Here is a 23,475-nt window from a genome sequence, read left to right as displayed (position 1 = left end):
GGAGGGGCAAGCCCCTCCGTTTTCATTTGTCGTTCGTCTGCGGCGCGTCCGGGTCCGGTTTGCCGACGCCGATGAAGATCGGCTTCATCGGCGCGATCCAGAGGAAGCCGAGCACGACATAGACAAGGACCGATCCCCACCAAGGCATCGCCCCCCAGCGCCCTTCGGCCCAGGCCACGGCGCTGACCGCCACGACGATATAGGCAGGCAGGCCCACGACCAGAACGAACAGCGCAAGGCGACGGCGGGTCTTGTAGGGGATCGGCACGGGATCAATCCTCGAAGGGGTCGGTCACAAGGATGGTGTCGTCGCGCTCGGGGCTGGTGGAGAGCATCGCCACCGGGCACTGGATCAGCTCCTCGATCCGGCGGACATATTTCACCGCCGCGCCCGGCAGATCGTTCCACGACCGCGCGCCCTGGGTGCTTTCCGACCAGCCGTCCATTTCCTCGTAGATCGGCTTCGCCTTCGCCTGCAGCGCGGCCTGCGTCGGCAGATAGTCGTAGCGCACGCCATCGACATCGTAAGCAACGCAGATCTTCAGGGTCTCGAAGCCGTCGAGCACGTCGAGCTTGGTCAGCGCGATGCCCTTCATGCCCGAGATCGCACAGGTCTGGCGCACCAGCACCGCATCGAACCAGCCGCAGCGGCGCTTGCGCCCGGTGACGGTGCCGAATTCATGGCCGCGCGTGCCCAGACGCTCGCCGTCGTCGTCCTTCAACTCGGTCGGGAACGGGCCTTCACCGACGCGGGTGGTGTAGGCCTTGACGATGCCCAGCGAGTAATCGACCGCATTCGGCCCAAGGCCGACGCCCGTCGCCGCCTGCCCCGCGATCACGTTCGAGGAGGTGACAAAGGGATAGGTGCCGAAATCGATGTCGAGCAGCGAGCCCTGCGCGCCTTCGAACAGGATGCGCTTGCCGGCCTTGCGCAGCTCATTGAGCACTTTCCAGACCGGCTTCGCATATTGCAGGATCTCGGGAGCAATCTCGCGCAGCTGCGCCAGAAGCGCCTCGCGGTCGATCGGGCCAAGCCCGAGACCGGCGCGCAGCGCGTTGTGGTGCACGAGCGCCCGATCGACGCGCAGTTGCAGGGTTTCGTCATCGGCCAGATCGGCAACGCGGATGACGCGACGGCCGACCTTGTCTTCATAGCAAGGCCCGATGCCGCGGCCGGTGGTGCCGATCTTGGCGACCGAAGCCTGCGCCTCGCGGGCGCGGTCGAGTTCCCCGTGGAACGGCATGATGAGAGGGGTGTTTTCCGCGATCATCAGGTTCTCCGGGTTGATCGCGACACCCTGCTCGCGGATCGCCGCGACTTCCTTGACCAGGTGCCACGGGTCGAGCACGACGCCGTTGCCGATCACCGAGAGCTTGCCGCCGCGCACGACGCCCGAGGGCAGCGCGTTCAGCTTGTAGACCTTGCCACCGATGACGAGCGTGTGGCCCGCATTATGGCCGCCCTGAAAGCGGGCGATCACGTCGGCCCGTTCCGAGAGCCAGTCCACGATCTTGCCCTTGCCCTCGTCGCCCCATTGGGCGCCGACAACCACCACGTTGGCCATTCGATTTCTCCGCTGGTCTGAAAACCGCGCGACATATAGCGGGGTGAGCGCCCGGGGGAAACCGATTTTTCGCCGCAAGGACCCGGGCCGTGGCTCCGCGCGGCAGAAAACCGGGTTGCGCGCAGACGGCCAAGCGCCTAGATAGGCGCGTCGATTGAAAAAAGGCGCGGCTCCCCTCATGGAAAACGTCCAAAACGTCATCCTCGTTGTCCACCTCGTGCTGGCGTTCCTCCTCATCGGGGTGGTGCTGCTGCAGCGCTCGGAAGGTGGCGGCCTTGGCATGGGCGGCGGTGGCGGTGGCGGCGTGATGACCGGGCGGCAGGCGGCCAATGCGCTGACCAAGCTGACCTGGGTCTTCGCGATCGGCTTCCTGACGACCTCGATCACGCTGACCGTGCTGTCGGCCCGCGCGGGCAAGGAAGCCTCGGTGATCGACACGACCACGGCCACAGCGCCCGCCGCGCCCGAAACCACGGCTCCGCCGGCCGCGACCGACGAACCCGTCGTTCCGCCGGTGACGCCGCCCGCCGCGACCGAGACTCCGGCCCCGGCCGAAGCGCCCGCGCAGCCGGAAACCCCGGCGCCGAGCTCGAACATGCCGGCGCTGCCGGGTGGCGTTTCGCCCTATTCGCAGGCGCCTGCCTCGAACTGAGGCCACAAGCACTGGGGCGTTCAGCGCATAGTTTACTCCAAGTCTTGCGGTCTGGTTGCGGGCAGGCTGCGAATCGTGTAACAGTCAAATCCCGTGGTTCCGGTCGATCCCGACCGGAACAAGCCTTTCTTTTGCTTGTCACGGGGGTCTCATGGCGCGTTATGTCTTCATCACCGGGGGCGTGGTTTCCTCGCTGGGCAAGGGCTTGGCTTCGGCCGCCCTCGGCGCCCTTCTGCAGGCCCGCGGCTTCTCGGTGCGACTGCGCAAGCTCGATCCCTATCTGAACGTCGATCCGGGCACGATGTCGCCCTTCGAGCATGGCGAAGTTTTCGTCACCGATGACGGCGCCGAGACCGATCTCGATCTGGGTCATTACGAGCGCTTCACCGGCGTCAGCGCCCGCAAGACGGATTCGGTGTCGTCCGGGCGGATCTATTCGAACGTTCTGGAAAAGGAACGCCGCGGAGCCTACCTTGGCAAGACGATCCAGGTGATCCCGCACGTCACCAATGAAATCAAGGACTTCATTGCCGTCGGCGATGACGAGGTCGATTTCATGCTGTGTGAAATCGGCGGCACGGTCGGCGATATCGAGGGCCTGCCCTTCTTCGAAGCGATCCGCCAATTCGCGCAGGAACGGCCGCGCGGGCAGTGCATCTTCATGCATCTGACGCTGCTGCCCTATCTGGCGGCCTCCGGCGAATTGAAGACCAAGCCCACCCAGCACTCGGTCAAGGAACTGCGCTCGATCGGCTTGCAGCCCGACGTTCTGGTGTGCCGCTCGGAACATCCGATCCCGGACAAGGAACGCGCGAAGATCGCGCTGTTCTGCAACGTCCGCCCCGACAGCGTGATCCCGGCCTATGACCTGCGCTCGATCTACGAGGCGCCCTTGGCCTATCACCGTGCCGGGCTCGATCAGGCCGTGCTGAACGCCTTCGGCATCTCGCCCGCGCCGCGGCCGGACATGAGCCGCTGGGAAGACGTGATGGACCGGCTGACCCATGCCGAGGGCGAGGTTCGCGTCGCCATCGTCGGCAAATATGTGCAGCTGGAAGACGCCTACAAGTCGATCGCCGAGGCACTGACGCATGGCGGCATGGCGAACCGGGTGCGGGTGAAGGCCGAGTGGATCGACGCCGAGATCTTCGAACGCGAAGACCCGGCGCCGCATCTGGAGCCCTTCCACGCGATCCTCGTGCCCGGCGGCTTTGGCGAGCGCGGCACCGAGGGCAAGATCCGCGCGGCGCAATTCGCCCGTGAAAAGGGCGTGCCCTATCTCGGCATCTGCCTTGGCATGCAGATGGCGGTGATTGAAGCGGCACGCAACATGGCGGGCGTGGCGAATGCGGGCTCCGAGGAATTCGACCATGAGGCGGGTGAAAAGCGTTTCACGCCCGTGGTTTACCACCTCAAGGAATGGGTGCAGGGCAACCACCGGGTCGAGCGGAAAGTGACCGACGACAAGGGCGGCACGATGCGGCTGGGCGCCTATTCGGCGCATCTGACCGCGGGCTCGAAAGTGGCCGAAGTCTATGGCAAGACCGAGATCGAGGAACGCCACCGCCACCGCTACGAGGTCGACATCACCTATCGCGAGGCGCTTGAAAACTGCGGTCTGGTGTTCTCGGGCATGAGCCCCGATGGCCGCCTGCCCGAGATCGTCGAGCACAAGGACCATCCGTGGTTCATCGGCGTGCAGTTCCACCCGGAGCTGAAGTCGAAACCCTTTGCGCCGCACCCGCTCTTTGCCGGTTTCGTGAAAGCCGCGCTGGCGCAAAGCCGTCTGGTCTGACCTCAAACGCCCGCGACAGCGGGCGTTTTCATTCGACGCGCAAAGCGGCCTGAAGCCACGGCGCCTCGATCAGCGCGGGCGCCACGATCCGTTCGGCCAAAAGCCCCCGCAGCCGCAGGGCGACCGCGCCAGGCAGATCGCCCATCGTGCCCGCCCGCGCGCTCAGAACGATACGGCGACTCATGCCCGGCCCTTTCAGCGGCGCCAGCGCCACCCCCGCGCGCTTGCCGTGCAGCACGCCCGAGGGGGTCAGGATCGACCAGCCCTGCCCCGCTGCCACCATCGCCAGAATCGCCGGGGTGCTGTCGATTTCGAACCGATGCCCGGGGCTCTCGCCGATCCGCCCCAGATAGGCCGCGATCTGCTGCCCCATCAGCGTGCGGCGCGAATAATGCAGAAGTGGCAGATCGGCGCCCAGCTGACCCTCCGGCCAGACCGCCACGAAAGGCTCGGACAGAAGCGGATGCAGCTCCAGCCCTTCCTGCGCGCCTTCGATCTCGGCCGCCACCACCATGTCGAGCGCCCGCGCCTCGAGCTGCGCCGCCAGCCGATGGCTCGGCCCGGTTTCCAGCAGGAAGCGGCAGGCGGTCAGCTCGGCGCCCATGCCCGACAGCAGAAGCGGCGTCACCTCGGCCTCGAAATCCTCGATCATGCCAAGGCGGAAACTGCGCAGCCCGGCAGGATCGGCCAGCCCCACCCCGGCGCGACCGCGCGCCAGTTCATCGAGCATCGCCTCGGCATGGGGCAGAAAGGCCCGCCCCGCGGCGGTCAATCCAAAGGGCCGCGCGGTGCGATCGACGAGTTCCGCCCCCAGCGCGGTTTCCAGCGCCACGATCTGCTGACTGACCGCCGAGGCCGAAACGCCCAGCCGCCGCGCGGCGGCGGTGATCGCGCCTTCCTCGGCCGTCGCCACCAGCATCTCGACCGCCCAGAGGCTGATCTTCTCGCCCCGCCCTTTCGCCTTGCCTGTCATCCGCGCCCCCTGTCCGGGCCAGAATGACGACCCCGGCCTTGCTTTGGCAAGCCCGCGCCCATGGAAGCCCCTGCAATTTCAAGAAAACAGCCCAGATCCGGGCCGGGGGTCTCGGGGGCACGCCCCCGAGCGGGGGGACGGGGGGCAGCGCCCCCCGCCCGGCTCAAAGTTTCGACAGCTTCGACTGCAGATCGGCCAGCTGCTTCTTGATCGCGTCAAGCTCTTCGCGCCCGCCCGCCGTCTCACCGCCACCCGCTTCGGGCGTGGTGCCGACCGCGGCGCCCCAGCCCGCCATCATCGTCTTCAGGAACGCTTCCTGCTGACGCTGCAGCGCCTCGAAACCGGGGACCGCCGGGAAGGTGGACAGATTCTCCATCATCTTCGACTGGCCTTCGCGCAGCATCTCGAAGCTCGCGGCCAGGAATTGCGGCACCACCGATTGCGCCTGCGTCGCATAGCTGCGCACCAGATCGGTCAGCACGTCGACCGGCAGCACGTTCTCGCCCCGGCTTTCATGTTCCGCGATGATCTGCAGCAGATATTGCCGCGTCAGGTCGTCGCCCGATTTCAGATCGACGATCTGCACCTCGCGCCCTTGGCGGATGAAGGATGCGATGTCCTCGAGCGTGACATAGTCGCTCGTCTCGGTGTTGTAGAGCCGCCGGCTCGCATACCGCTTGATGAGCAACGGTTTCGCCTCATCGGCCATGGTCTCTCCTCCCCGTGGTTTTATTGGCGCTGCAGCAATGTTTAGGCCGCGCCGCGGCAAAAGCAACAAAAGAAAAGGGCGCACCGAAGTGCGCCCATGGTCAACCCGGCAGGGAGGAGAGAACCGGGTCGATCCCGATTACTTCGCCGCGACGGTCTTCTTGGCGGCGGCGGTCACTTCCTCGGTCGCTTTTTTCACGGCCGCGGTGGTTTCTTCGGTCATTTCCTTGCCAGCGGCCAGCATCAGCTCGACGGTGTCCATCTGAACCTTCTTCGCCACTTCGGCGAAGGCGGCGAGGTTTTCCGTCGCCATTTCGACCGAGGCCGAGGCGAAATCGCTCATCACCTTGGCGTAATCGGCCGGCTCGACTTTCGACGAGGTCAGCGCGCCAACTTTGGCCAGCGAGTCCTTGGCCCATTTGGCCGAGATGTCGGTCGATTTTTCAGCGGCGTCGATGGCAACCTTGGCCATCTTTTCGGTCAGCACGGTCTGCGCCTTGAACGCATCCTGCATCTTCGACATGTCCATCGGCATCGAGGCCATCATGTCTTGCATCATCTTGGTGAGATCTTGGGTCTTGGCCATTTCTGTCGCTCCGGTCAGTGGGCCCTTCGAGGCGGCGGGGCCCGTTCGCTTGACTCAGATATAAATGCTGCAGTGCAGCATTGCAAGAATAATTTCTGCATTGCAGCGCGATTATTCGCGCCGCGGTTGATTTGCATCAAGGCAGGTCACCAAAACGAAAGGGGGCCAAAGCCCCCTTTCGACGCGATCCCGGCGTCAGAGAACAACGACCTCGGCGACATAGGTGCCGGGCGCGGGGGCAAGCGGAGGATGACGGGCATCGCCCGGTTCGCGCGCCGCCACCATCTTGCCCGAATGGCCAGAGAGCCAGGCCCCCCAACGCGGCCACCAGCTGCCCTTGGTATAGGTCGCACCAGCCCGCCATTCCTGCGGATCCTCGATCGGCACCTCGGAGGTGTAGTGACCGTATTTCTCCTTCGTCGGCGGGTTCACGATCCCGGCGATATGGCCCGATTCCGACAGGATGAAGGTCTTGTCGTTCGACCCCATCTGCGCGACGCCGTGGAACGAGGCGACCCAGGGCGCGATATGGTCGGTCTCGCAGGCAATGGCGCAAAGCGGCACCTTGACCCCCGAGACATGCAGCAGCTCGCCCATCAGATCGAAGCCGTCGGTGGTGAAGGCATCGGCCTGACAAAGCCCGCGCAGATATTCCACCGCCATCTTGCCCGGCAGGTTCGTGCTGTCGCCGTTCCAGTAGAGCAGATCGAAGGCTGGGGGTGATTCCCCCATCATGTAGCTGCGGATCGCGGGCTGATAGATCAGGTCATTCGCCCGCAGATAGGAGAAGGTGCGCGTCATGTAATAGCTCGACAGCACCCCGTCCATGCGCACCTGACGCTCGATCCCGTCGACGAAATCATCCTGCAAGAACGGCGTGAACTCGCCCTGATCGGAGAAATCCGTCAGCGTGGTAAAGAAGGTCGCGGTCTTGATCGAGCGGTCCTTGCGCTTCTCCAGCAGCGCCAGAACCAGGCTCAGCGTCGTTCCGGCGATGCAATAGCCCACCGCATTGACCTGCTTCTCGCCGGTGATCGCCTTCACCTCCTCGATCGCGGTCAGATAGCCGTCGCGGATGTAATCCTCCATCCCCACATCGGCGTAAGACCGGTCCGGGTTCTTCCAGCTGACGACGAAAAGGGTGAAGCCCTGATCGACGATCCAGCGGATCAGGCTGTTTTGCGGCTTCAGATCGAGGATGTAGAACTTGTTGATCCACGGCGGGAAGATGATCAGCGGTGTCTTGTGCACGGTGGGCGTCGTCGGCGTGTACTGGATCAGCTCCATCAGCCGGTTGCGATAGACCACCTGCCCCTTCGCCGTGCCGATGTTGTGCCCGACACTGAAAGCGTTCTTGTCCGCGAGCGTGATCACCAGATCGCCCCGGTTCGCCTCGATGTCGCGCACGAGATTCTCCAGCCCGCGCACCAGGCTTTCCCCTTCTGTCGCAACGGCTTTTTCCAGCGCATCGGGGTTGGTCGCCAGAAAATTCGTCGGCGCCATCATGTCGATGATCTGCTTCGAGAACATCTCGAGCCGCTTGCGATCGACGGGGTCAAGCCCCTCGATCTTCGCCAGCGCCTCTTCGATCGAGGTCGAGGCGATCAGATATTGCTGCTTGATGAAGTTGAAATAGGGATGGGTATCCCAAAGCGGATTGGAAAAGCGGCGATCCTTCGGCCCCGGGTCTGCCGGGGGTTTGAACGTGCCTTGCGCGAAAGCATGGGTGGCGTCGATGTAATGCGTCATCGCCTGCGCCCAATAGTTCACCTGCGCCTCGAAGATCTTCGCGGGATTCGCCGTCATCTCGCGCATCAGCGCGGTCGAAGACGACACGTAAAGATCAAGCCCCGGCCCTTCCAGAGCCGGATTCAACGGGCGCTTTTGCGCAATGGCTTCTACCATGCGTTGCGTGAGGGTCTCAATTCGCGCCAGATTGTCCCGCATTTGCTGCGATGCAGCAGATTCGACCTTTTCAGGCGTTGTCATAACTATATTTCCTCCCTATCCTTGACTAAGAAACATAACGTCCGCTTGGACAGGGACAAGCGGCGATTGAGCGGTTTCTTGGGGAGCGCCAATGAAGGGCATGATGAGCTATGACCTGATGGAAACCATCAGGAACACGAATGAGTGGATGGGCGCCTCGGCCCGGGCCATGGCGTCCTATCCTGTCTGGGGGCTGACGCCGCACCCGATGTTCAAGCTGATGTCGGCTTGGGGCCGCGTGACCGAGCGCAGCTTCGCGCGCATGGTCATCAAGCCCGACTGGGGCATCCGCTCGATTCCCGCCGCCGACGGCAAGGATCACCTGATCGAAATCGAGACGCTGGTCGACAAGCCCTTCGGCGCGCTGATCCACTTCAAGGTGCAGGGCCGGGCGCCGATGGCCCGGCGTATCCTTCTGGTTGCGCCGATGTCGGGCCATTATGCGACGCTCCTGCGCTCGACCGTCGCGAGCCTCCTGCCCGATGCTGACGTTTACGTGACGGATTGGCATAACGCGCGTGACATCCCTGTTTCGGCGGGCAAGTTCGACATCGAAGACTACACGCTCTATCTCGTCGAGTTCATGCGGCTTCTTGGCCCGGACATCAACGTCATCGCCGTGTGCCAACCGGCGCCGCTGACGCTGGCCGCCACCGCCTATCTGGCCGAGGAAGAGCCCGAGGCGCAGCCGCGCACGCTGACGCTCATTGGCGGGCCGATCGACCCCGATGCCGCCGCGACCGAGGTGACCGACTTCGGCCGCCGCGTCACGATGGGCCAGCTCGAGCACATGGTGATCCAGCGCGTCGGCTTCAAATACAAGGGCGCCGGGCGTCTGGTCTATCCGGGGCTGATGCAGCTTGCCTCGTTCATCTCGATGAACATGGACAAGCACACCAAGGCCTTCTCGGACAAGATCCTGATGGAGTCGAAGGGCGAAGGCTCGGAACACGACCATCACAACATCTTCTATGATGAATATCTGGCGGTGATGGACATGACCGCAGAATTCTACCTGTCGACGGTCGAGCGCATCTTCAAGGGGCTCGAGATCGCGCAGAACCGCTTCGAGGTCGAAGGCAAGCGCGTCGATATCGGCAAGATCACCCGCGTCGCGGTGAAGACGGTTGAAGGCTCGAACGACGACATCTCGGCGCCCGGGCAATGCGTGGCGGCGCTGCGGCTCTGCACCGGCCTGCCCGACAGCAAGAAGGCGCAGCATCTGGAGCCGGGCGCAGGCCATTACGGCATTTTCGCGGGTTCGTCCTGGCGCAACAACATCCGCCCGCTGGTGCTCGATTTCATCGACGCGAATGCGGCGCCTGCAATGGCGAAAGTGACGCCGATCCGCGCCGTCTGAGCCCCCTGCCCCGTTCAAGGAACGACGCGCGCCTTCGGGCGCGCGTTTTCTTTTGCCCTGCCCCGTTGCGACACGGCCCAAAAGAAAAAAACCCGGCCGCGAGGCCGGGTTTTCGATCTGGTCTGGAAATCGGCTCAGTTCAGCCGGGTTTCCACTTCCGCGATCGAGGCGTCGATCATCTTCGACTTCTCGGCCGCCGACATCTGGTTCGCCAGAACCTCGGCCGCAGCGGCAACCGCCACTTGCACGGCCCGGTCCTTCACGTCCTTCAGCGCAGCGGCTTCCGCCGAGGCGATCCGGTCTTCGGCGCCCTTCAGGCGGCGCGCGATGGCCTCCTTCAGGTCCGCCTTGGCTTGCTCGGCCGCCAGTTGCGCGTCGCGCTTGGCAGCGGCGACGATCTCGTCGGCCTGCCCTTGCACTTCGCGCGCCTTGCGCTCGTAGCTCGCCAGGATCTTCTGCGCTTCGTCACGCAGCGCCTTGGCCTCGTCCAGCTCCGACTTGATGCCTTCGGCACGCTTGTCGAGCATGCCCATCAGCATCGACGGGACCTTGAACTTGATCAGGACGCCGAGGAAGATGAGGAACGCGGTGAGGATCACGAAATGCGCGTTGCGCAGCGAGACGAACGGGCCTTCTTCCGAAGCGAAAGCCGGGTTCGCCGCCAGAGCAACCAGCAGGAACGTCAGTTTCTTCATCGCGTTACCCCTTCACCCGCTGACCGACCGCGGCGGTGACCGCGCTCGTATCGGCTTTGCCGCCCAGCGCCGTGACGATGGCCGTGGCCGTGTCGGTGGCGACGATCTGAACCGCCTCCAGCGCACCGGCGCGGATTTCGGCGATCTTCACTTCCGACTGCGCAACCCGGGCCCCGATATCCGCATCGGCTTTCGCCGCGGCAGCATCAAGGTCCTTCTGGATCGCCGCACGAGTCTCGGCGATGATCTTTTGCGCTTGCGCACGGGCGTCGGCCAGAGCCTTGGCATAGGCCGCTTCCGCGTCCTTGGCCTTCAGCTTGTACTGTTCCGCCGCTTCGATATCACCGGTGATGGTGCCCGCGCGGTCCGCAAGGATCCCCGCGATGCGCGGAATGGCGATGTTGGTCAGAAGCCAGTAGATGGCGCCCAGAGCCAACAGCAGCCAGAAGATCTGGTTCGGGAAGGTCGAGAAGTCGAGTTGCGGCATCCCGCCTTTTTCCGCAGCCTCGGCAGCGTGTCCGGCGACAGCAGCAGCGGCTTCGACCGCTTGAGTTTCGTTTGCCATGTCGTCCCCCTGGACCCCTCAGTTACCGGGTGGGTGCGGGGCACCCACCCGACCGCAAGGATAGGTAGCAGGGATCAGACGGCGAACATCAGCAGAAGCGCGACGAGGAACGAGAAGATCCCCAGCGCTTCGGCGAACGCGATACCGATGAACATGGTGGCGGTTTGCGAAGCGGCCGCCGACGGGTTACGCAGCGCGCCCGAGATGAAGTTGCCGACGACGTGGCCCACACCGACGGCGGCGCCGCCCATGCCGGTGCACGCAAGACCAGCACCGATGTAGGCACCCATTTGAACGATATCGCCTTCCATGATGGACACTCCTTGAGGTTGGAATTGGCTGAATTGAGGTTGTTTCGAAGACCTGTCTGCGGTCCGGGCCTCAGTGGCCCGGATGCAGCGCGTCTTTCAGGTAGACGCAGGTCAGGATGGTGAAGACGTAGGCCTGCACGAAGGCCACGAGGATTTCGAGCGCATACATCGCGACGATCGCCAGCACCGACAGCGGGGTCACGATGACGCCGACGAAGGAGAACAGGATCAGCGGAGCGAAGGCCGCGAACACTTCCATCACCGCGTGGCCAGCCATCATGTTGCCGGCAAGACGAATGGAGTGGCTGACGGGGCGCACGAAGTAGGAGATCACCTCGATCACGGCCAGGATCGGGCGCAGCGCCAGCGGCGCGGCCGAGACCCAGAACAGGCCGAGGAAGTGGCTGCCGTGCTTCATGAAGCCAAGCGCCGTGACGCCGACGAACACGCCCATCGCCATGACCGCCGTCACCGCGATGTGCGAGGTGGGCGTGAAGGCCCCCGGGATCAGCCCGAGGAAGTTCGAGAAGACGATGAACAGGAACAGCGTGAAGATATAGGGGAAGTAGACCAGACCGTCCTTGCCCGCCACGTCTTCGACCATCTTGTGGATGAAGCCGTAGGCGAGTTCCGCAACCGATTGAACACGGCCCGGAACGATGGCGCGACGCAGCGTCCCCACGACCATCAGCAGGGCGATGGCCAGAACGCCGATCGCCATCCACAGGGTGGTGTTGGTGGGAACGAAAAATTCGTACCAGCTGATCGGCTCGCCGCTGAACAGCGAGTGAATCTTGAACGGTTCCATCGGGTGGAACACAAGGCCGGTGCCAGCTTCTTCTGCCACGACTATTTCCCCTCTTTGCCAGCTGCGGCCGCAGCTGCCTGTGCCTTTGTCAAGTCCGCGGCCGAGCGAAGCATCACCTTCACCCCCGCCGCGAGACCGAGGAAGACGAAGATCAGCATCAGGAATGGCTTGGTGCCGAAAACGGCGTCGAGCCCAAATCCGATGCCGAAGCCGATCCCCAGCCCCGAAACCAGTTCGATGACCATCCGCCAGGCCATGTCGGCCATGCGCAGGTCACCATCCGCTGCGCGTTTGGGGGCCTCTTCCGCCTTCTTCAGTTGCGAAATCCGTTTCTCCAGCGCCGCCAGGCGCTCGGGATCGGGCTCTTCCGCAACTTCATCGGACATGGATGCTCCCCGCAGGTTGAGGCTGTGTCTAACGGCGCAAGCCCGATGAGTCAACGCCGTTGACAGAGTCTTTCTGCGCCCGCAAGGTCTTGTTTTTACGTCAGTTTGCGCAATCACATCCAGATGGGGGGCAGGGTTTTTGCAGGCATCGGGCCAAAGTGATATTCAACCGATCGGTTGACGTTTTGCCGCAGCATGCGCAAAGTCGGCGCATGACCGATGACCCTTCCTCTGCGCTTGATGCCGTCTTTGCGGCGCTGGCCGACCCGACGCGGCGGGCGATCCTGACCATGCTGCTCGAAGACGACATGGCCGTGACCGACGTGGCCGAGCCGTTTCAGATGTCGCTCGCGGCGATCTCGAAACATCTGGCGATCCTCGCCGAGGCCGGTCTGATCTCGCAGGAAAAGCGCGGCCGGGTGAAATGGTGCAAGCTCGAACCGGCGGCGATGGAGGGGGCGATCGTCTGGATCCAGAGCTTCGGGCAGTTCGAGCCGCTCGATCTGGAAGCCTTCGAGCGGTTTCTGGAAACCGAACTGCAGGCGCCACAGCCGGAGTAAGGGGGGCAGCGCCCCCCTGCCCCGTCAGTCGAGATCGCAGCCATGCGTGCGATCATAGCCATTGCGCGCAGGCGACACCCGGCCCGCGGGCGGGGCTTTCGGGGTAAACACTTCGACCAGCAGCGGATAGCAGGCCGCCGCATCCGAGGAATGCTCAGACGAGCAATCCCCGCCCGGGCAGGCCGAGAGCGCTCCGCCCAGATCGATCTCGGCGAAGAATTCCAGATAATCGCCCGGCCGCACCGGCGAGGCCTTCATGAAATACTGCCCGGTGTCGCGGGTGAAGCCCGTGCACATGAAGACATTGAGCACGTCATGCACATGGAACTCGCAGGCGTGTTTCATCAGCCCCGTCGCCTCGGTCAGCGCGCGGGTCAGGTTCGAGTGGCAGCAATGGTGGTAATTGTCCCCGCCCGACAGCATGTGATGCGTATAGGGGTCGCAGCGCGTGCCAATCACGTCATGCACCGAGCCGCCGTGCTCGTCGATGCCGTACCAGTCGAGCGTGTCCTCGGTGATCGTCGCCATCGGCCGCAGATAGGGGATCGAGGACCAGAGCTGATCCCCCGTCGACAGATGCGTGCCGTGCAGCGCCCGGGTCTTGCCGGAAAAGAAGCGCTCGTTCAGATCCTCAGCCGCCCAGAGGTTCAGGTCGCCGACCTGCGGCCCCAGGGTCGAGGTGATGCGGAAGAAGCACCCGGCCGGGACTTCGAAATATTTCGCCTCGCGCGCGGGGACGATCACCTCGGCGGTCTTCGTCCAGCCGTCGCGGGCGGCGCGCAGCGCGGCAAGATCGGGGCGCGGCAGCGTCTCGACCGGATAGCAGATCACCGGCTTGATCGCGCGCGAGCGCGCGGCATCGGCGGGCGGGGCATGTTCAGGATGGGTCAGTTTCACGGGGCGCGGTCTCCTTTGCCCCAGTCTCACCCGGCTTTGGCGCAAAAGAAAAGCCCCCGCCGACCGGCAAGGGGGCTTTTGCGGCACGCGCGGCTCAGGCCGCGTAATATTCGAACATCTGTTCGATTTCGGTCTCTTCGACCAGGTCGGCCTTGCCCCGGGCAGGCGTGTAATAGGCCCAGGCATCGGCCAGAATCTTCAGCGCTTCGGCGGCTTTTTCCTGCTCGTATTTCTTCCGGAAGGTGACGATCTTCGACATGGGACGCTCCTGTAGGTCGCTCTTCTCCCCTGCGACAAACTATCCCATGTTGGCGCTCACAAACACGACCAATGCTGCAACTGCGATATGCATTTTCCGCAACGCAGCAAAAAGGCCCCGGCATTGCCGGGGCCTTTTGGGGTTCGAGACCGGATCAGACGTGCCGACCAACCATCAACTTCTTGATCTCGGCAATCGCTTTCGCCGGGTTCAGCCCCTTCGGGCAGGTCTTGGCGCAGTTCATGATCGTGTGGCAGCGATAAAGCTTGAAGGGGTCTTCCAGCGCATCGAGACGCTCGGCCGTGGCCTCGTCGCGGCTGTCGATGATCCAGCGATAGGCATGAAGCAGCGCCGCCGGGCCAAGGTAGCGGTCCGAGTTCCACCAGTAGCTCGGGCACGAGGTCGAGCACGAGGCGCACATCACGCATTCATAAAGCCCGTCGAGTTTCTTGCGGTCCTCGATCGACTGCAGCCATTCTTTTTCCGGCTTGTTCGTCGTCGTTTGCAGGAACGGCATGATCGAGGCGTGCTGCGCGTAGAACAGCGTCAGGTCGGGCACGAGGTCCTTGACCACCGGCATGTGCGGCAGCGGATAGATGCGGACATCGCCCTTGATCTCGTCGAGACCGTAGATGCAGGCCAGCGTGTTGATCCCGTCGATGTTCATCGCGCAGGAACCGCAGATGCCCTCGCGGCAGGAGCGCCGGAACGTCAGCGTCGGGTCGATCTCGTTCTTGATCTTCAAGAGCGCATCCAGAACCATCGGGCCGCAGCGGTCCATGTCGAGGAAATAGGTGTCCACCCGCGGATTCTCGCCGGTATCCGGGTCCCAGCGGTAGATCTTGAACTTGCGCACGTTTTTGGCGCCCTCGGGCCGCGGCCAGGTCTTGCCGACGCGGATCTTGGAGTTTTTCGGAAGCGTGAACTGAACCATTGGGCGTCCTTTCAGTGCGAAGCGGACCGGGCCGGGGGCGGCTCGGCCAAGTCGAGAAGCTCATCGGGGGTGGAAATCTGCTCGATGAGACGGATGAGATTGGGAATGGCCTGCGCCACCGGGGCAGCCTGGGCCACGAGCCAGTGCAGCGCGTCGTCAAGCACCGCCTGGCGCCAGGCATCAGGGTCCCAGTGCCGGGCAAGCGGCACGCCAAGATCGGCGAAAGCGGCAAAGAGCGCGGGCAGGTCGTAGAAGGCCGCGTAAAGGTGGCGGAATTCGCGCGGGGTCGTGTGCTCGGGCCCCTTGAACGTGCCCGAAACCGTCAGATGCCCGGCGACGACATCGTGATACTGCAGGCTGCGGCAGCGCGGCGTCAACACGGCCTTGCTGACATCAAGCCCCGCGCGGCGGCGCAGGATGTGAATGTCCTGATCGAGACGGCCCAGCAGCTGGCGGCCATGCAGCGCCGAGCCTTCGGCGAAGAGCAGCGCCTCGGCCTGGGCATAGGCCTGCATCTGCGCGCGGATCGGCAGGCGACCGGGGTCGACGACCGTCACGCCAAGCTCTGCAAGCAGGCCCGCCAGATAGCTCTCGCCCAGATGCCCGCCGCGGCCCTGCGCCACAAGCCCGGCGCGGCTGACATAGACAAGCGGCAGACGCGGCTGCAGCTCAAGCCCGTGACGGTCGGGCAGCGTGTCGAGAAGGTCGAGATAGGCCGGATCGGGGGCGACGCCGCCCATCATCTCGCCCTGGGCGCAGACGCGCAATTCGGGGGCGAGGCTCGGCTCGGTGACGAAACGCGCGCGACGCGGCGGCATCGTCAGCCATTCGAAGAGATCATGGACCCAGGGTGCCAGCGCCTCGGGCGCCATCCCGGTGGGCAGGGTGAACAACACCACATCTTCGCCACGCTGGCTGACAGCGGGCAGAAGCCGGGTGATGTGCTCGGCGACCAGATGGCCGAATTCGTGGCTGAGATAGCCCCCCCAGAGCGCCGGACGGTGGAAGTTCCGCACCGGCTTGCGCAGCGGCGGCGCCGCATCGACCGGACGGCCGGAATGGCAGAAGCGGGCGGCGGTCTGGCGCTCGAACTCGGGCCAGAGCGGACCGCCCAGCGGGATATGTTCGCGGATCCGGGTGACCGGCATCACGGGAACGTCGCTGAAGCAGAGCATCTCCATCTCAGCGCCTCCCGCCCACGTCGTAATAGGGGCGGCTCGGCGCCTGTCCGGCCCGGGCGCGGACGCAATTCGCATAGGCGACGCCGGGGTCTCCGGCGGCGCCCAGGTTGAAGGTCAGATCGATATCCGAATGGAAGTTGCCATCCGAGGCGATACCCATCCGGCCTTCGCCGGAAAGGGGGGCTTTCGGGGCAACGGCCTCGGCGCAAAGCTCTTCGGCTTCGGGCAGGGCCATGGGGCCGCAACCGGCAAGGGCAAGCCCTGCCGCTGCGATCCCATATGCCCAGACCCGTGCCATCTCAGAACGTCCGCGCTTTCGGGGCGATCTTGGCGAGGCTGATGCCGCCTTCCGCTTCGGTGGTCAGCGGTTCGGTGATCACCGGGCGGTAGGTCAGATCGACCTTGTTGCCCTCGACCCGCATGATCGAGTGCTTGCGCCAGTTCGCGTCGTCGCGCGTCGCATGGTCTTCCGAGGCATGGGCGCCGCGGCTTTCCTTGCGGGCTTCGGCGCCGACGATGGTGGCGAGCGCGTTCGGCATCAGGTTCGTCAGTTCCAGCGTTTCCATCAGGTCGCTGTTCCAGACGAGCGAGCGGTCGGTGACTTTCAGATCCGACACTTTCGCCGCGATCTCGGTCATCTTCGCCTTGCCTTCGGCCAGCGTCTTGTCGGTGCGGAACACCGCCGCATCGGCCTGCATAGTGCGCTGCATCTGCAGACGCAGATCCGCCGTCGGCGTGCCGCCCTTGGCATGGCGCAGCCCGTCGAAGCGATCGAAGCACTTGTCGACCGAGGCCTGGTTGTAGGCCGCCGGACGCGCTTTCGGATCGACGATTTCGCCCGCGCGGATCGCGGCGGCACGGCCGAAGACCACGAGGTCGATCAGCGAGTTCGAGCCAAGGCGGTTCGCCCCGTGCACCGAGGCGCAACCGGCCTCGCCCACGGCCATCAGGCCCGGAACGACGGCATTCGGGTTGTCCTTGGTCGGGTTCAGCGCTTCGCCCCAGTAGTTCGTCGGAATGCCGCCCATGTTGTAGTGCACCGTCGGCAGAACCGGGATCGGTTCCTTGGTCACGTCGACACCGGCGAAGATCTTCGCCGATTCCGAGATGCCCGGCAGACGTTCGGCCAGCGCTTCCTTCGGCAGGTGGCTGAGGTTCAGGTGGATGTGGTCCTTATGCTCGCCCACACCGCGGCCTTCGCGGATTTCCAGCGTCATGCAGCGCGAGACATAATCGCGCGGCGCCAGATCCTTGTAATGCGGGGCATAGCGTTCCATGAACCGCTCGCCTTGCGAGTTCGTCAGGTAACCACCCTCGCCGCGCGCGCCTTCTGTGATCAGGCAGCCCGAGCCATAGATGCCGGTCGGGTGGAACTGCACGAATTCCATGTCCTGCAGCGCAAGGCCAGCCCGCGCCACCATCCCGCCGCCGTCGCCGGTGCAGGTGTGCGCCGAGGTGGCCGAGAAATAGGCGCGGCCGTAGCCGCCCGTCGCCAGCACGACCATCTTCGCGTTGAAGACGTGGAAGGTGCCGTCATCGAGTTTCCAGCACACCACGCCCTGGCAAACGCCATCGTCGGACATGATCAGATCGAGCGCGAAATATTCGATGAAGAATTCCGCGTTGTTCTTCAGCGACTGGCCATAGAGCGTGTGCAGGATGGCGTGGCCGGTGCGGTCGGCCGCGGCGCAGGTGCGCTGCACCGGCGGGCCGTCGCCGAATTCGGTGGTGTGACCGCCGAACGGGCGCTGGTAGATCTTGCCCGCCTCGGTGCGCGAGAACGGCACGCCGTAATGTTCCAGTTCATAGACCGCCGCCGGGGCGGAGCGAGCCAGATATTCCATCGCATCGGTATCGCCGAGCCAGTCCGACCCCTTGACGGTGTCGAACATGTGCCATTGCCAGCTGTCCGGGCCCATGTTGCCCAGCGAAGCGGCAATCCCGCCCTGCGCCGCAACCGTGTGCGAGCGGGTCGGGAACACTTTCGTCACGCAGGCGGTGCGCAGCCCCTGTTCGGCCATGCCCAGCGTCGCCCGCAGGCCCGCGCCACCGGCACCGACCACCACCACGTCATAGTTGTGGGTTTCATAAGTATAGGAAGCCATTGTCCGGGTATCCCTGTCAGTTCGCCGAGTTCAGCACGATGCTGAGGAAAGTCATCTTCGCCAGAGCGTACAGCACGAGGGCCGTGATCACGTAGGACAGCGAATAGACGAGGATCACCAGCCCCTTGCGCAGGCTGCCCTGGGTGTAGTCTTCCAGCATGACCTGCGCGCCCTTGGCGAAGTGGCGCATGCCCACAAGCGTGACGAGGCCGGTCAGGATCGCCGGGAAGGGCCGGGCGAAATGCGCGATCACCTCTTCCTGCGTGCCGCCGATGGCCGAGCCGAAGACGAAGATGAAGGTCGGAACGAGGAAGGCGAGCGCCACCGAGGACATCGTCATCCACCAGTAATGCTCGGTGCCGGAACCAGAGGCCCCCTTGCCGACGGCGCGTTTGCGATCGGTCAGATACCGCATGGTTGCCTCCTCAGAAAATCGCCAGAATGATCAGGGTCAGGAGCGTCAGCACGACCGAGCCGATGATCGCCCCCCAGCCGAGTTTCTCGGCGGTTTCGATGTCGAGCCCCTTGCCGGTGTCCCACAGCAGGTGCCGCAGCCCGGTCAGGTAGTGATACCACATCGCCCAGGCCATCCCCGCAAAGACGAGATAGCCCAGCCACGAGGTGACGATCCAGTTCACGAAGCCGAAGTAGCCGGGGCTCGAGACGGCGGCGATCAGCCACCACGCGCCGAGCACGAAGCCCGCAATGAGCGCATTGCCGGTAATCCGGGTCAGGATCGAGCTCATCGACGTCATCTGCGGACGGTAATACGGGCCGATCATGAAGGGGGAAAGGGGTCGCTCGACCCGTTTCGGTTCAGCCATTTGGGGTCCCTCACTCGCTGGGCCGTCTGCGCGGGCCAGAGAGTGGAGGCAGACGGGTTGGCCGGAATTGTGGAACCTGAATAGGCGGTCACGGCGCCCAAGTCACGCATCCAGATCAAATTTCACCCGCGCAGTTGCAAAAAAACGCACGAAATACCGCTTTGTGATCACAAATTCGCACAGCGCGGGGATGTCGTCCGGTAACATTCAAATGCCGCTTTTCATCCCGGGCAAGGCGGCCTCCAGCCCTGCGCATGGCAGCGCAAACAGAGGGGGCGGAAACCGTGACCCGGTTTCCGCCCCGTTTGTCCGACTCACCCGCCACAGGGCAGATTTGCGATCACATCGGCATCAGCGCCCAATAATCGAGATCCAGAAGCACCTCGGGCGCGTATTTTCCGTCCTCGCCCTTCAGGGCAAAGGGCGCCGCACCCTGTTTCACCGCAACCAGCCGCAACCGGATCGCGCCGACGCCCGGGGCCTCGGTCTCGGCCTTGTCGAGCACCTCGGACCAGGCCTTGACGGTATCGCCCGCAAAGCAGGGATTCGCATGCGCGCCACCGTTCAGCGCCACGATCATCTGCGCATTGGCGAGCCCGTTGAACGAGAGCGCCCGCGCCATCGAGATCACATGGCCGCCGTAGATCAGCCGCTTGCCATCCTCGCGGAAGGTGGCGTCGAAATGCACCTTGGCAGTGTTCTGCCACAACCGGGTGGCCAGCATGTGCTCGGCTTCCTCGATCGTCACGCCATCGACGTGGTCGATCTTCTCGCCGATCTCGTAATCGCCCCACCGATGCGGCTCGCCGGAGAGCGTGAAGTCGTAATCCTCGAAGGTCAGCCCCTCGGGGATCACCAGATCCTCGGGCGGAACGACCTTGCGCAGCTCGGGCAGCACGGCTTCCGGCGCGGGGCTCGCGGCATCGCGTTTGCGCACCATTACCCAGCGGACGTATTCCAGCACGACCTCGTCATTCTGGTTCAGGCCTTGGGTGCGGACATAGACATTGCCCGACTTGCCGTTCGAGTTTTCCTTGACCCCGATCACCTCGGAGACCGAGCGCAAGGTGTCCCCCGGATAGACCGGCAGAAGCCAGCGCCCCTCGGCATAGCCAAGGTTGGCGACGGCATTCAGCGAGACATCGGGAACGGTCTTGCCGAAGACGACATGGAAGGCCACGAGGTCATCAAGCGGCGAGCCGTCCAGACCGCAATGCGCGGCGAAGACGTCGCTCGAATAGAGCGCATGCCGGGCCGGATAGAGCGCGTGATACAGCGCGCGCTCGCCCTCGGCCACCGTGCGGGGGACAGCGTGTTCGATCACTTGCCCCACCTTGTAATCCTCAAAAAACCGTCCGGGGTTCGTCTTCGCTGCCATTCACTGCTCTCCCAGTTTCAGATCGGGGTGGTAGTCGCCCGGCACATCCTTCACCACCGCCTGCGCACAGCGCATCACGCCGCGCGCGGCGTCGAAGCCATAGGCCGGGTCGCCATGCAGCGCCCAGCCTTTCGAGAGCGCAAGCGAGACCTTGTGACAGAAGGCCGACGTGTCATCTTCGGTCAGGAGCCGGTAGAGTTTCATGGATAGGTCCCCAGAAAGAGGCTGTGGCCGATGACGAGCTGGTGCACCCAGACGATGATGCCATAGAACATCAGCGTGCCGATCAGGTTCTTCAGATCGCCCTTGAGCGAGCCGGGTTTCGGTTTCTTCCACGGGCCGGCGCGGTTGATCAGCACCATCTCGGCCACGGCCCAGATGCCCAGCGCGCCAAAGAGCACGACGGAGGCCGGATCGCCATTCACCAGCAGGTGCGCGACCGCCCAAAGCAGCATGCCGGTCAGCATCGGATGGCGCATCTTGTCGATCAGGATCGAGCGCGCGCCACCGACACCGAACAGATAGACCGCGATCAGCATCAGCGTGTTGTTCGCATGCCCCATGCCCGGCAGCGGGTCGTAAAGGTTCGGCATCGCCTCGGTCGCGCGATAGCCGATCACCATCAGCGCAGTCCCGATCAGGATCAGCGCGGCGTCGATCGCCTTGATCTGCGGCATCAGCATCAGATGCTTGCGCGGTGCAAGGCGCTTGAAGGAATGGGGCAGCACCCAAAGCAGGATGCCGAGGATCATCAATGACATGGCTTGCCTCTCAACTTGCGAGTGCGGCAATCGCCTCCGCTTTCGCAAGGACCTGCCGCGCCGTCACGATATGCAGGTTTTCGACGATCTTTCCATCCACAACCGCGACCCCCTGGCCTGCGGCTTGCGCCTCGTCAAAGGCGGCAATCTGGCGCCGGGCCAGGTCGATCTCGGCCTCGGAGGGCGCAAAGGCGGCGTTGGCAATCTCCAGTTGCGCCGGGTGAATCAGCGTCTTGCCATCAAAGCCCATATCGCGGCCCTGATCGCATTCGGCCTTCAGCCCCGCGTCATCCTTGAAGGCATTGTAGACGCCATCGACGATGATCTTGCCAAACGCCTTGGCGGCCAGCAGGCACAGGCCCAGCCCCGTCTGCAGCGCCAGACGATCCGGGCGGAAGCGGCATTGCAGCTCTTTTGCAAGGTCGTTCGTGCCCATCACCATGCCCTCAAGGCGCGGATGCGCGGCGATGTCGGCGGCATTCAGCATGCCGAGCGCCGTCTCCATCATCGCCCAGAGCGGCACGGTCGGGATCAGGTTCGCGACGGCATCCAGATCGGATTTGGTCGAGACCTTGGGGATCAGCACGGCGTCGATCTTCACGCCATCCTTCAGCGCCGCGGCCATCGCCAGCGCATCCTCGCGCCCCCAGTCGCTGTCGAGCCCGTTGATCCGCACGATCCGCATCCGCGCGCCGAAATCGGCCTCGCGCAGCGCCGTGATCAGAATGGCACGCGCATTGACCTTTTCCTCGACCGCCACGGCGTCCTCAAGGTCGAAGATGATCGCGTCGCAGGCCAGACCCGTGGCCTTTTCCAGCGCGCGCTCTTTCGAGCCGGGGATATAGAGCACCGAACGGGTGGGGCGGGCAGCGGTCATGATTCTCTCCTCGCAACAATCTTGCGCGATGAAGCACAAGGCGGACAGATTCAGCAAGCCCGGATTTGCCGCAGCGCAGAATAACGTCGCGAAATCGGGTCAGATCGGAGCCCGCGGCGCATTAACCTTATTTTGAATGAGTCGGGCGCAGCCTTTTTGCATCCCCAACCGCAAGAGGCATCCGATGCGCCCGCTTCTGTTCACGCTGTTCTCCGGCTTTGCGGCGCTTCTGGTCGCCGCCCTGCCCGCCGCCGCCGAAGGTCCGGCCTGCGGCACCCGCGCCGAGATCGTCCGGCAACTGGAAAACCGCTATGCCGAGAGCCGTCACGGCATGGGCATCGCCTCGAACGATTCCGTGCTGGAGATCTTCGCCTCGGAGGCGAGCGGAACGTTTTCGGTGCTGGTCACCCTGCCCTCCGGCCAGACCTGTCTGATCGCTTCGGGCAATGACTATCAAAGCCTGGCGGAACCGCTGCCCGCTCAGGGCAAGGGCGCCTGACGCGGTCCGGCGCGGCACGCCGCACCGGCGCGAAAGGGGGCGCTGCCCCGCTCCACGTTTCAGACGAGCACATCCCACAGAAGCTTGAGCGAGATCAGCAACAGCGCCCAAGTGACAAGCTTGTAGAAGATTTCGTGCGGCAGGATCCGCACCAGCTTCACGCCCAGAAAGACCGACAGCGCCGCCACCGGGGCCAGTTTCAGCGCGATGCCAAGACTGCCGAAATTGATCTGCCCCAGCGCCGCATAGGGAATGAGCTTGATCGCATTCACCCAGGCAAAGAGGATCGTCGAGGTTCCGGCAAAGACCGTGCGCGGCAGGTTGAGCGGGATCGTATAGGCCTGAAACGGCGGGCCGCCCGAATGGCTGACGAAACTGGTGAAGCCGGTGATCGTGCCCCAGAAGATCCCGGGCGTCAGCCGCGCCGCGCGTGCCGCGCCAAGGCTTGGGCGCACCAGCGCGTTCAGTGCAAAGACCACCCCGATCACGCCGACCAGCGCTGTCACCGCCGCCTCGGGCACCACCGAGGCCGTGGCCCAGCCGAGCCCCACCCCGAGCGCCGTTGCGGGCACCATGATCTTCAAAACCCGCGCGTCGAACTCGCGCCTGTACGCAATCAGGCCGAACACGTCCGAGACGATATAGACGGGCAGCAGCAGCCCCGCCGCCGCGACCGGGTTCATCAACCCCGCCAGAAGCGGCACCGAAAGCGACGAGATCATCGGCAAGCCCCCCTTCGCCATGCCGACGCTGACCGCCGCCAGCACCGCCATGAGCCAGCCGAAAGCATCCAGTTCCATCGCCCCT

29 protein-coding genes are annotated in these 23,475 nt (G+C 64.2%); 5 read left to right on the top strand and 24 right to left on the bottom strand.

Going from position 1 to position 23,475, the window contains the following annotated elements:
• Window positions 1-22: 22 nt before the first annotated feature.
• Complete coding sequence (locus C8J30_RS07800; protein WP_110805283.1) at window positions 23-268, bottom strand: DUF2842 domain-containing protein; 246 nt, start codon at window positions 266-268, stop codon at window positions 23-25.
• Window positions 269-272: 4 nt separating this feature from the next.
• Entirely contained in the window at window positions 273-1,565 is a 1,293-nt protein-coding gene (locus tag C8J30_RS07795; RefSeq protein WP_110805282.1) for an adenylosuccinate synthase, read from the bottom strand.
• Window positions 1,566-1,743: 178 nt separating this feature from the next.
• On the opposite strand from C8J30_RS07795, the gene secG reads away from it, so the two are divergent.
• Entirely contained in the window at window positions 1,744-2,217 is a 474-nt protein-coding gene (secG, locus tag C8J30_RS07790; protein WP_110805281.1) for a preprotein translocase subunit SecG, read from the top strand.
• Window positions 2,218-2,368: 151 nt separating this feature from the next.
• Complete coding sequence (locus C8J30_RS07785) at window positions 2,369-4,012, top strand: CTP synthase (protein ID WP_110805280.1); 1,644 nt, start codon at window positions 2,369-2,371, stop codon at window positions 4,010-4,012.
• 28 nt (window positions 4,013-4,040) lie between these two features.
• Here the strand turns inward: C8J30_RS07785 and C8J30_RS07780 are convergent, their stop codons facing one another.
• The 4 genes from C8J30_RS07780 to C8J30_RS07765 all read right to left on the bottom strand — a co-directional run bounded on the left by C8J30_RS07780 (window position 4,041) and on the right by C8J30_RS07765 (window position 8,268).
• Window positions 4,041-4,985, bottom strand: a complete 945-nt coding sequence (locus C8J30_RS07780; RefSeq protein WP_110805279.1) for a LysR family transcriptional regulator — start codon at window positions 4,983-4,985, stop codon at window positions 4,041-4,043.
• Window positions 4,986-5,148: 163 nt separating this feature from the next.
• Window positions 5,149-5,694 (bottom strand): polyhydroxyalkanoate synthesis repressor PhaR, encoded by a 546-nt coding sequence (gene phaR, locus C8J30_RS07775; protein WP_110805278.1) that lies wholly within the window; start codon window positions 5,692-5,694, stop codon window positions 5,149-5,151.
• Between the two features lie 138 nt (window positions 5,695-5,832).
• Window positions 5,833-6,279, bottom strand: a complete 447-nt coding sequence (locus C8J30_RS07770) for a phasin family protein (RefSeq protein WP_110805277.1) — start codon at window positions 6,277-6,279, stop codon at window positions 5,833-5,835.
• A 195-nt stretch (window positions 6,280-6,474) separates the two neighbouring features.
• Window positions 6,475-8,268 carry a class I poly(R)-hydroxyalkanoic acid synthase gene (locus C8J30_RS07765; RefSeq protein WP_110805276.1) on the bottom strand — a complete coding sequence of 598 codons (1,794 nt, stop codon included), beginning with the start codon at window positions 8,266-8,268 and terminating at the stop codon, window positions 6,475-6,477.
• A 91-nt stretch (window positions 8,269-8,359) separates the two neighbouring features.
• On the opposite strand from C8J30_RS07765, the gene phaZ reads away from it, so the two are divergent.
• Window positions 8,360-9,628 (top strand): polyhydroxyalkanoate depolymerase, encoded by a 1,269-nt coding sequence (gene phaZ / locus C8J30_RS07760; protein WP_110805275.1) that lies wholly within the window; start codon window positions 8,360-8,362, stop codon window positions 9,626-9,628.
• 134 nt (window positions 9,629-9,762) lie between these two features.
• Here the strand turns inward: phaZ and C8J30_RS07755 are convergent, their stop codons facing one another.
• From C8J30_RS07755 to C8J30_RS07735, 5 genes are all read right to left on the bottom strand, one after another.
• Window positions 9,763-10,323, bottom strand: coding sequence for a F0F1 ATP synthase subunit B (locus C8J30_RS07755; protein WP_110805274.1), 561 nt, complete (start codon window positions 10,321-10,323; stop codon window positions 9,763-9,765).
• Between the two features lie 4 nt (window positions 10,324-10,327).
• Window positions 10,328-10,888: a F0F1 ATP synthase subunit B' gene (locus tag C8J30_RS07750; protein WP_110805273.1), complete on the bottom strand. Its 561-nt coding sequence runs from the start codon at window positions 10,886-10,888 to the stop codon at window positions 10,328-10,330.
• Between the two features lie 74 nt (window positions 10,889-10,962).
• Window positions 10,963-11,199, bottom strand: a complete 237-nt coding sequence (locus C8J30_RS07745; protein ID WP_013066486.1) for a F0F1 ATP synthase subunit C — start codon at window positions 11,197-11,199, stop codon at window positions 10,963-10,965.
• 70 nt (window positions 11,200-11,269) lie between these two features.
• Complete coding sequence (locus C8J30_RS07740; RefSeq protein ID WP_245909727.1) at window positions 11,270-12,046, bottom strand: F0F1 ATP synthase subunit A; 777 nt, start codon at window positions 12,044-12,046, stop codon at window positions 11,270-11,272.
• A gap of 2 nt (window positions 12,047-12,048) precedes the next feature.
• Window positions 12,049-12,393 carry an AtpZ/AtpI family protein gene (locus C8J30_RS07735; protein ID WP_110805271.1) on the bottom strand — a complete coding sequence of 115 codons (345 nt, stop codon included), beginning with the start codon at window positions 12,391-12,393 and terminating at the stop codon, window positions 12,049-12,051.
• A gap of 212 nt (window positions 12,394-12,605) precedes the next feature.
• Between C8J30_RS07735 and C8J30_RS07730 the strand changes: the two genes are divergently transcribed.
• Entirely contained in the window at window positions 12,606-12,953 is a 348-nt protein-coding gene (locus C8J30_RS07730; protein WP_110805270.1) for an ArsR/SmtB family transcription factor, read from the top strand.
• A gap of 24 nt (window positions 12,954-12,977) precedes the next feature.
• Here the strand turns inward: C8J30_RS07730 and C8J30_RS07725 are convergent, their stop codons facing one another.
• The 12 genes from C8J30_RS07725 to C8J30_RS07675 all read right to left on the bottom strand — a co-directional run bounded on the left by C8J30_RS07725 (window position 12,978) and on the right by C8J30_RS07675 (window position 22,169).
• Entirely contained in the window at window positions 12,978-13,850 is an 873-nt protein-coding gene (locus C8J30_RS07725; RefSeq protein WP_110805269.1) for an urea carboxylase-associated family protein, read from the bottom strand.
• Between the two features lie 94 nt (window positions 13,851-13,944).
• Window positions 13,945-14,109 carry a hypothetical protein gene (locus C8J30_RS18580; protein ID WP_181420810.1) on the bottom strand — a complete coding sequence of 55 codons (165 nt, stop codon included), beginning with the start codon at window positions 14,107-14,109 and terminating at the stop codon, window positions 13,945-13,947.
• 154 nt (window positions 14,110-14,263) lie between these two features.
• Window positions 14,264-15,043 (bottom strand): succinate dehydrogenase iron-sulfur subunit, encoded by a 780-nt coding sequence (locus tag C8J30_RS07720; protein ID WP_110805268.1) that lies wholly within the window; start codon window positions 15,041-15,043, stop codon window positions 14,264-14,266.
• 11 nt (window positions 15,044-15,054) lie between these two features.
• Window positions 15,055-16,224, bottom strand: coding sequence for a glycosyltransferase 61 family protein (locus C8J30_RS07715; RefSeq protein WP_181420809.1), 1,170 nt, complete (start codon window positions 16,222-16,224; stop codon window positions 15,055-15,057).
• Between the two features lies 1 nt (window position 16,225).
• Entirely contained in the window at window positions 16,226-16,459 is a 234-nt protein-coding gene (locus C8J30_RS07710; RefSeq protein ID WP_110805266.1) for a hypothetical protein, read from the bottom strand.
• Window positions 16,460-16,523: 64 nt separating this feature from the next.
• Window positions 16,524-18,329 carry a succinate dehydrogenase flavoprotein subunit gene (sdhA, locus tag C8J30_RS07705; protein WP_110805265.1) on the bottom strand — a complete coding sequence of 602 codons (1,806 nt, stop codon included), beginning with the start codon at window positions 18,327-18,329 and terminating at the stop codon, window positions 16,524-16,526.
• A 16-nt stretch (window positions 18,330-18,345) separates the two neighbouring features.
• The gene (gene sdhD, locus C8J30_RS07700) at window positions 18,346-18,744 is read right to left on the bottom strand and encodes a succinate dehydrogenase, hydrophobic membrane anchor protein (RefSeq protein ID WP_110805264.1); all 399 of its coding nucleotides are present in this window, start codon (window positions 18,742-18,744) and stop codon (window positions 18,346-18,348) included.
• A gap of 10 nt (window positions 18,745-18,754) precedes the next feature.
• The gene (sdhC, locus tag C8J30_RS07695) at window positions 18,755-19,153 is read right to left on the bottom strand and encodes a succinate dehydrogenase, cytochrome b556 subunit (protein ID WP_110805263.1); all 399 of its coding nucleotides are present in this window, start codon (window positions 19,151-19,153) and stop codon (window positions 18,755-18,757) included.
• A gap of 340 nt (window positions 19,154-19,493) precedes the next feature.
• Complete coding sequence (locus C8J30_RS07690) at window positions 19,494-20,531, bottom strand: MaoC family dehydratase (RefSeq protein WP_110805262.1); 1,038 nt, start codon at window positions 20,529-20,531, stop codon at window positions 19,494-19,496.
• Window positions 20,532-20,735, bottom strand: a complete 204-nt coding sequence (locus C8J30_RS07685; protein ID WP_110805261.1) for a DUF1737 domain-containing protein — start codon at window positions 20,733-20,735, stop codon at window positions 20,532-20,534.
• A complete protein-coding gene (locus C8J30_RS07680; protein WP_110805260.1) occupies window positions 20,732-21,292 on the bottom strand; it encodes an NnrU family protein in 561 nt (186 codons plus the stop codon). The genes C8J30_RS07685 and C8J30_RS07680 overlap by 4 nt, the downstream gene beginning before the upstream one ends.
• Before the next feature lie 10 nt (window positions 21,293-21,302).
• Window positions 21,303-22,169 (bottom strand): HpcH/HpaI aldolase/citrate lyase family protein, encoded by an 867-nt coding sequence (locus C8J30_RS07675; protein ID WP_394341919.1) that lies wholly within the window; start codon window positions 22,167-22,169, stop codon window positions 21,303-21,305.
• Between the two features lie 184 nt (window positions 22,170-22,353).
• On the opposite strand from C8J30_RS07675, the gene C8J30_RS07670 reads away from it, so the two are divergent.
• Window positions 22,354-22,668 carry a hypothetical protein gene (locus C8J30_RS07670; RefSeq protein WP_110805259.1) on the top strand — a complete coding sequence of 105 codons (315 nt, stop codon included), beginning with the start codon at window positions 22,354-22,356 and terminating at the stop codon, window positions 22,666-22,668.
• A 59-nt stretch (window positions 22,669-22,727) separates the two neighbouring features.
• On the opposite strand, the gene C8J30_RS07665 is transcribed toward C8J30_RS07670, so the two are convergent.
• The gene (locus C8J30_RS07665; protein ID WP_181420814.1) at window positions 22,728-23,462 is read right to left on the bottom strand and encodes a sulfite exporter TauE/SafE family protein; all 735 of its coding nucleotides are present in this window, start codon (window positions 23,460-23,462) and stop codon (window positions 22,728-22,730) included.
• Window positions 23,463-23,475 lie beyond the last annotated feature (13 nt).

It is taken from the genome of Rhodobacter viridis (assembly GCF_003217355.1).
Taxonomy (GTDB): Bacteria; Pseudomonadota; Alphaproteobacteria; order Rhodobacterales; family Rhodobacteraceae; genus Rhodobacter; species Rhodobacter viridis.
This window is presented reverse-complemented; position numbering and strand designations above follow the sequence as displayed.

Bases quoted from the DNA above. Each gene is read 5' to 3' on its own strand.
- C8J30_RS07795 (WP_110805282.1), bottom strand. From the start codon at position 1,565: ATGGCCAACGTGGTGGTTGTCGGCGCCCAATGGGGCGACGAGGGCAAG.
- secG (WP_110805281.1), top strand. From the start codon at position 1,744: ATGGAAAACGTCCAAAACGTCATCCTCGTTGTCCACCTCGTGCTGGCG.
- C8J30_RS07785 (WP_110805280.1), top strand. From the start codon at position 2,369: ATGGCGCGTTATGTCTTCATCACCGGGGGCGTGGTTTCCTCGCTGGGC.
- C8J30_RS07780 (WP_110805279.1), bottom strand. From the start codon at position 4,985: ATGACAGGCAAGGCGAAAGGGCGGGGCGAGAAGATCAGCCTCTGGGCG.
- phaR (WP_110805278.1), bottom strand. From the start codon at position 5,694: ATGGCCGATGAGGCGAAACCGTTGCTCATCAAGCGGTATGCGAGCCGG.
- C8J30_RS07770 (WP_110805277.1), bottom strand. From the start codon at position 6,279: ATGGCCAAGACCCAAGATCTCACCAAGATGATGCAAGACATGATGGCC.
- C8J30_RS07765 (WP_110805276.1), bottom strand. From the start codon at position 8,268: ATGACAACGCCTGAAAAGGTCGAATCTGCTGCATCGCAGCAAATGCGG.
- phaZ (WP_110805275.1), top strand. From the start codon at position 8,360: ATGAAGGGCATGATGAGCTATGACCTGATGGAAACCATCAGGAACACG.
- C8J30_RS07755 (WP_110805274.1), bottom strand. From the start codon at position 10,323: ATGAAGAAACTGACGTTCCTGCTGGTTGCTCTGGCGGCGAACCCGGCT.
- C8J30_RS07750 (WP_110805273.1), bottom strand. From the start codon at position 10,888: ATGGCAAACGAAACTCAAGCGGTCGAAGCCGCTGCTGCTGTCGCCGGA.
- C8J30_RS07745 (WP_013066486.1), bottom strand. From the start codon at position 11,199: ATGGAAGGCGATATCGTTCAAATGGGTGCCTACATCGGTGCTGGTCTT.
- C8J30_RS07735 (WP_110805271.1), bottom strand. From the start codon at position 12,393: ATGTCCGATGAAGTTGCGGAAGAGCCCGATCCCGAGCGCCTGGCGGCG.
- C8J30_RS07730 (WP_110805270.1), top strand. From the start codon at position 12,606: ATGACCGATGACCCTTCCTCTGCGCTTGATGCCGTCTTTGCGGCGCTG.
- C8J30_RS18580 (WP_181420810.1), bottom strand. From the start codon at position 14,109: ATGTCGAAGATCGTCACCTTCCGGAAGAAATACGAGCAGGAAAAAGCC.
- C8J30_RS07720 (WP_110805268.1), bottom strand. From the start codon at position 15,043: ATGGTTCAGTTCACGCTTCCGAAAAACTCCAAGATCCGCGTCGGCAAG.
- C8J30_RS07715 (WP_181420809.1), bottom strand. From the start codon at position 16,224: ATGGAGATGCTCTGCTTCAGCGACGTTCCCGTGATGCCGGTCACCCGG.
- C8J30_RS07710 (WP_110805266.1), bottom strand. From the start codon at position 16,459: ATGGCCCTGCCCGAAGCCGAAGAGCTTTGCGCCGAGGCCGTTGCCCCG.
- sdhA (WP_110805265.1), bottom strand. From the start codon at position 18,329: ATGGCTTCCTATACTTATGAAACCCACAACTATGACGTGGTGGTGGTC.
- sdhD (WP_110805264.1), bottom strand. From the start codon at position 18,744: ATGCGGTATCTGACCGATCGCAAACGCGCCGTCGGCAAGGGGGCCTCT.
- sdhC (WP_110805263.1), bottom strand. From the start codon at position 19,153: ATGGCTGAACCGAAACGGGTCGAGCGACCCCTTTCCCCCTTCATGATC.
- C8J30_RS07690 (WP_110805262.1), bottom strand. From the start codon at position 20,531: ATGGCAGCGAAGACGAACCCCGGACGGTTTTTTGAGGATTACAAGGTG.
- C8J30_RS07685 (WP_110805261.1), bottom strand. From the start codon at position 20,735: ATGAAACTCTACCGGCTCCTGACCGAAGATGACACGTCGGCCTTCTGT.
- C8J30_RS07680 (WP_110805260.1), bottom strand. From the start codon at position 21,292: ATGTCATTGATGATCCTCGGCATCCTGCTTTGGGTGCTGCCCCATTCC.
- C8J30_RS07675 (WP_394341919.1), bottom strand. From the start codon at position 22,169: ATGACCGCTGCCCGCCCCACCCGTTCGGTGCTCTATATCCCCGGCTCG.
- C8J30_RS07670 (WP_110805259.1), top strand. From the start codon at position 22,354: ATGCGCCCGCTTCTGTTCACGCTGTTCTCCGGCTTTGCGGCGCTTCTG.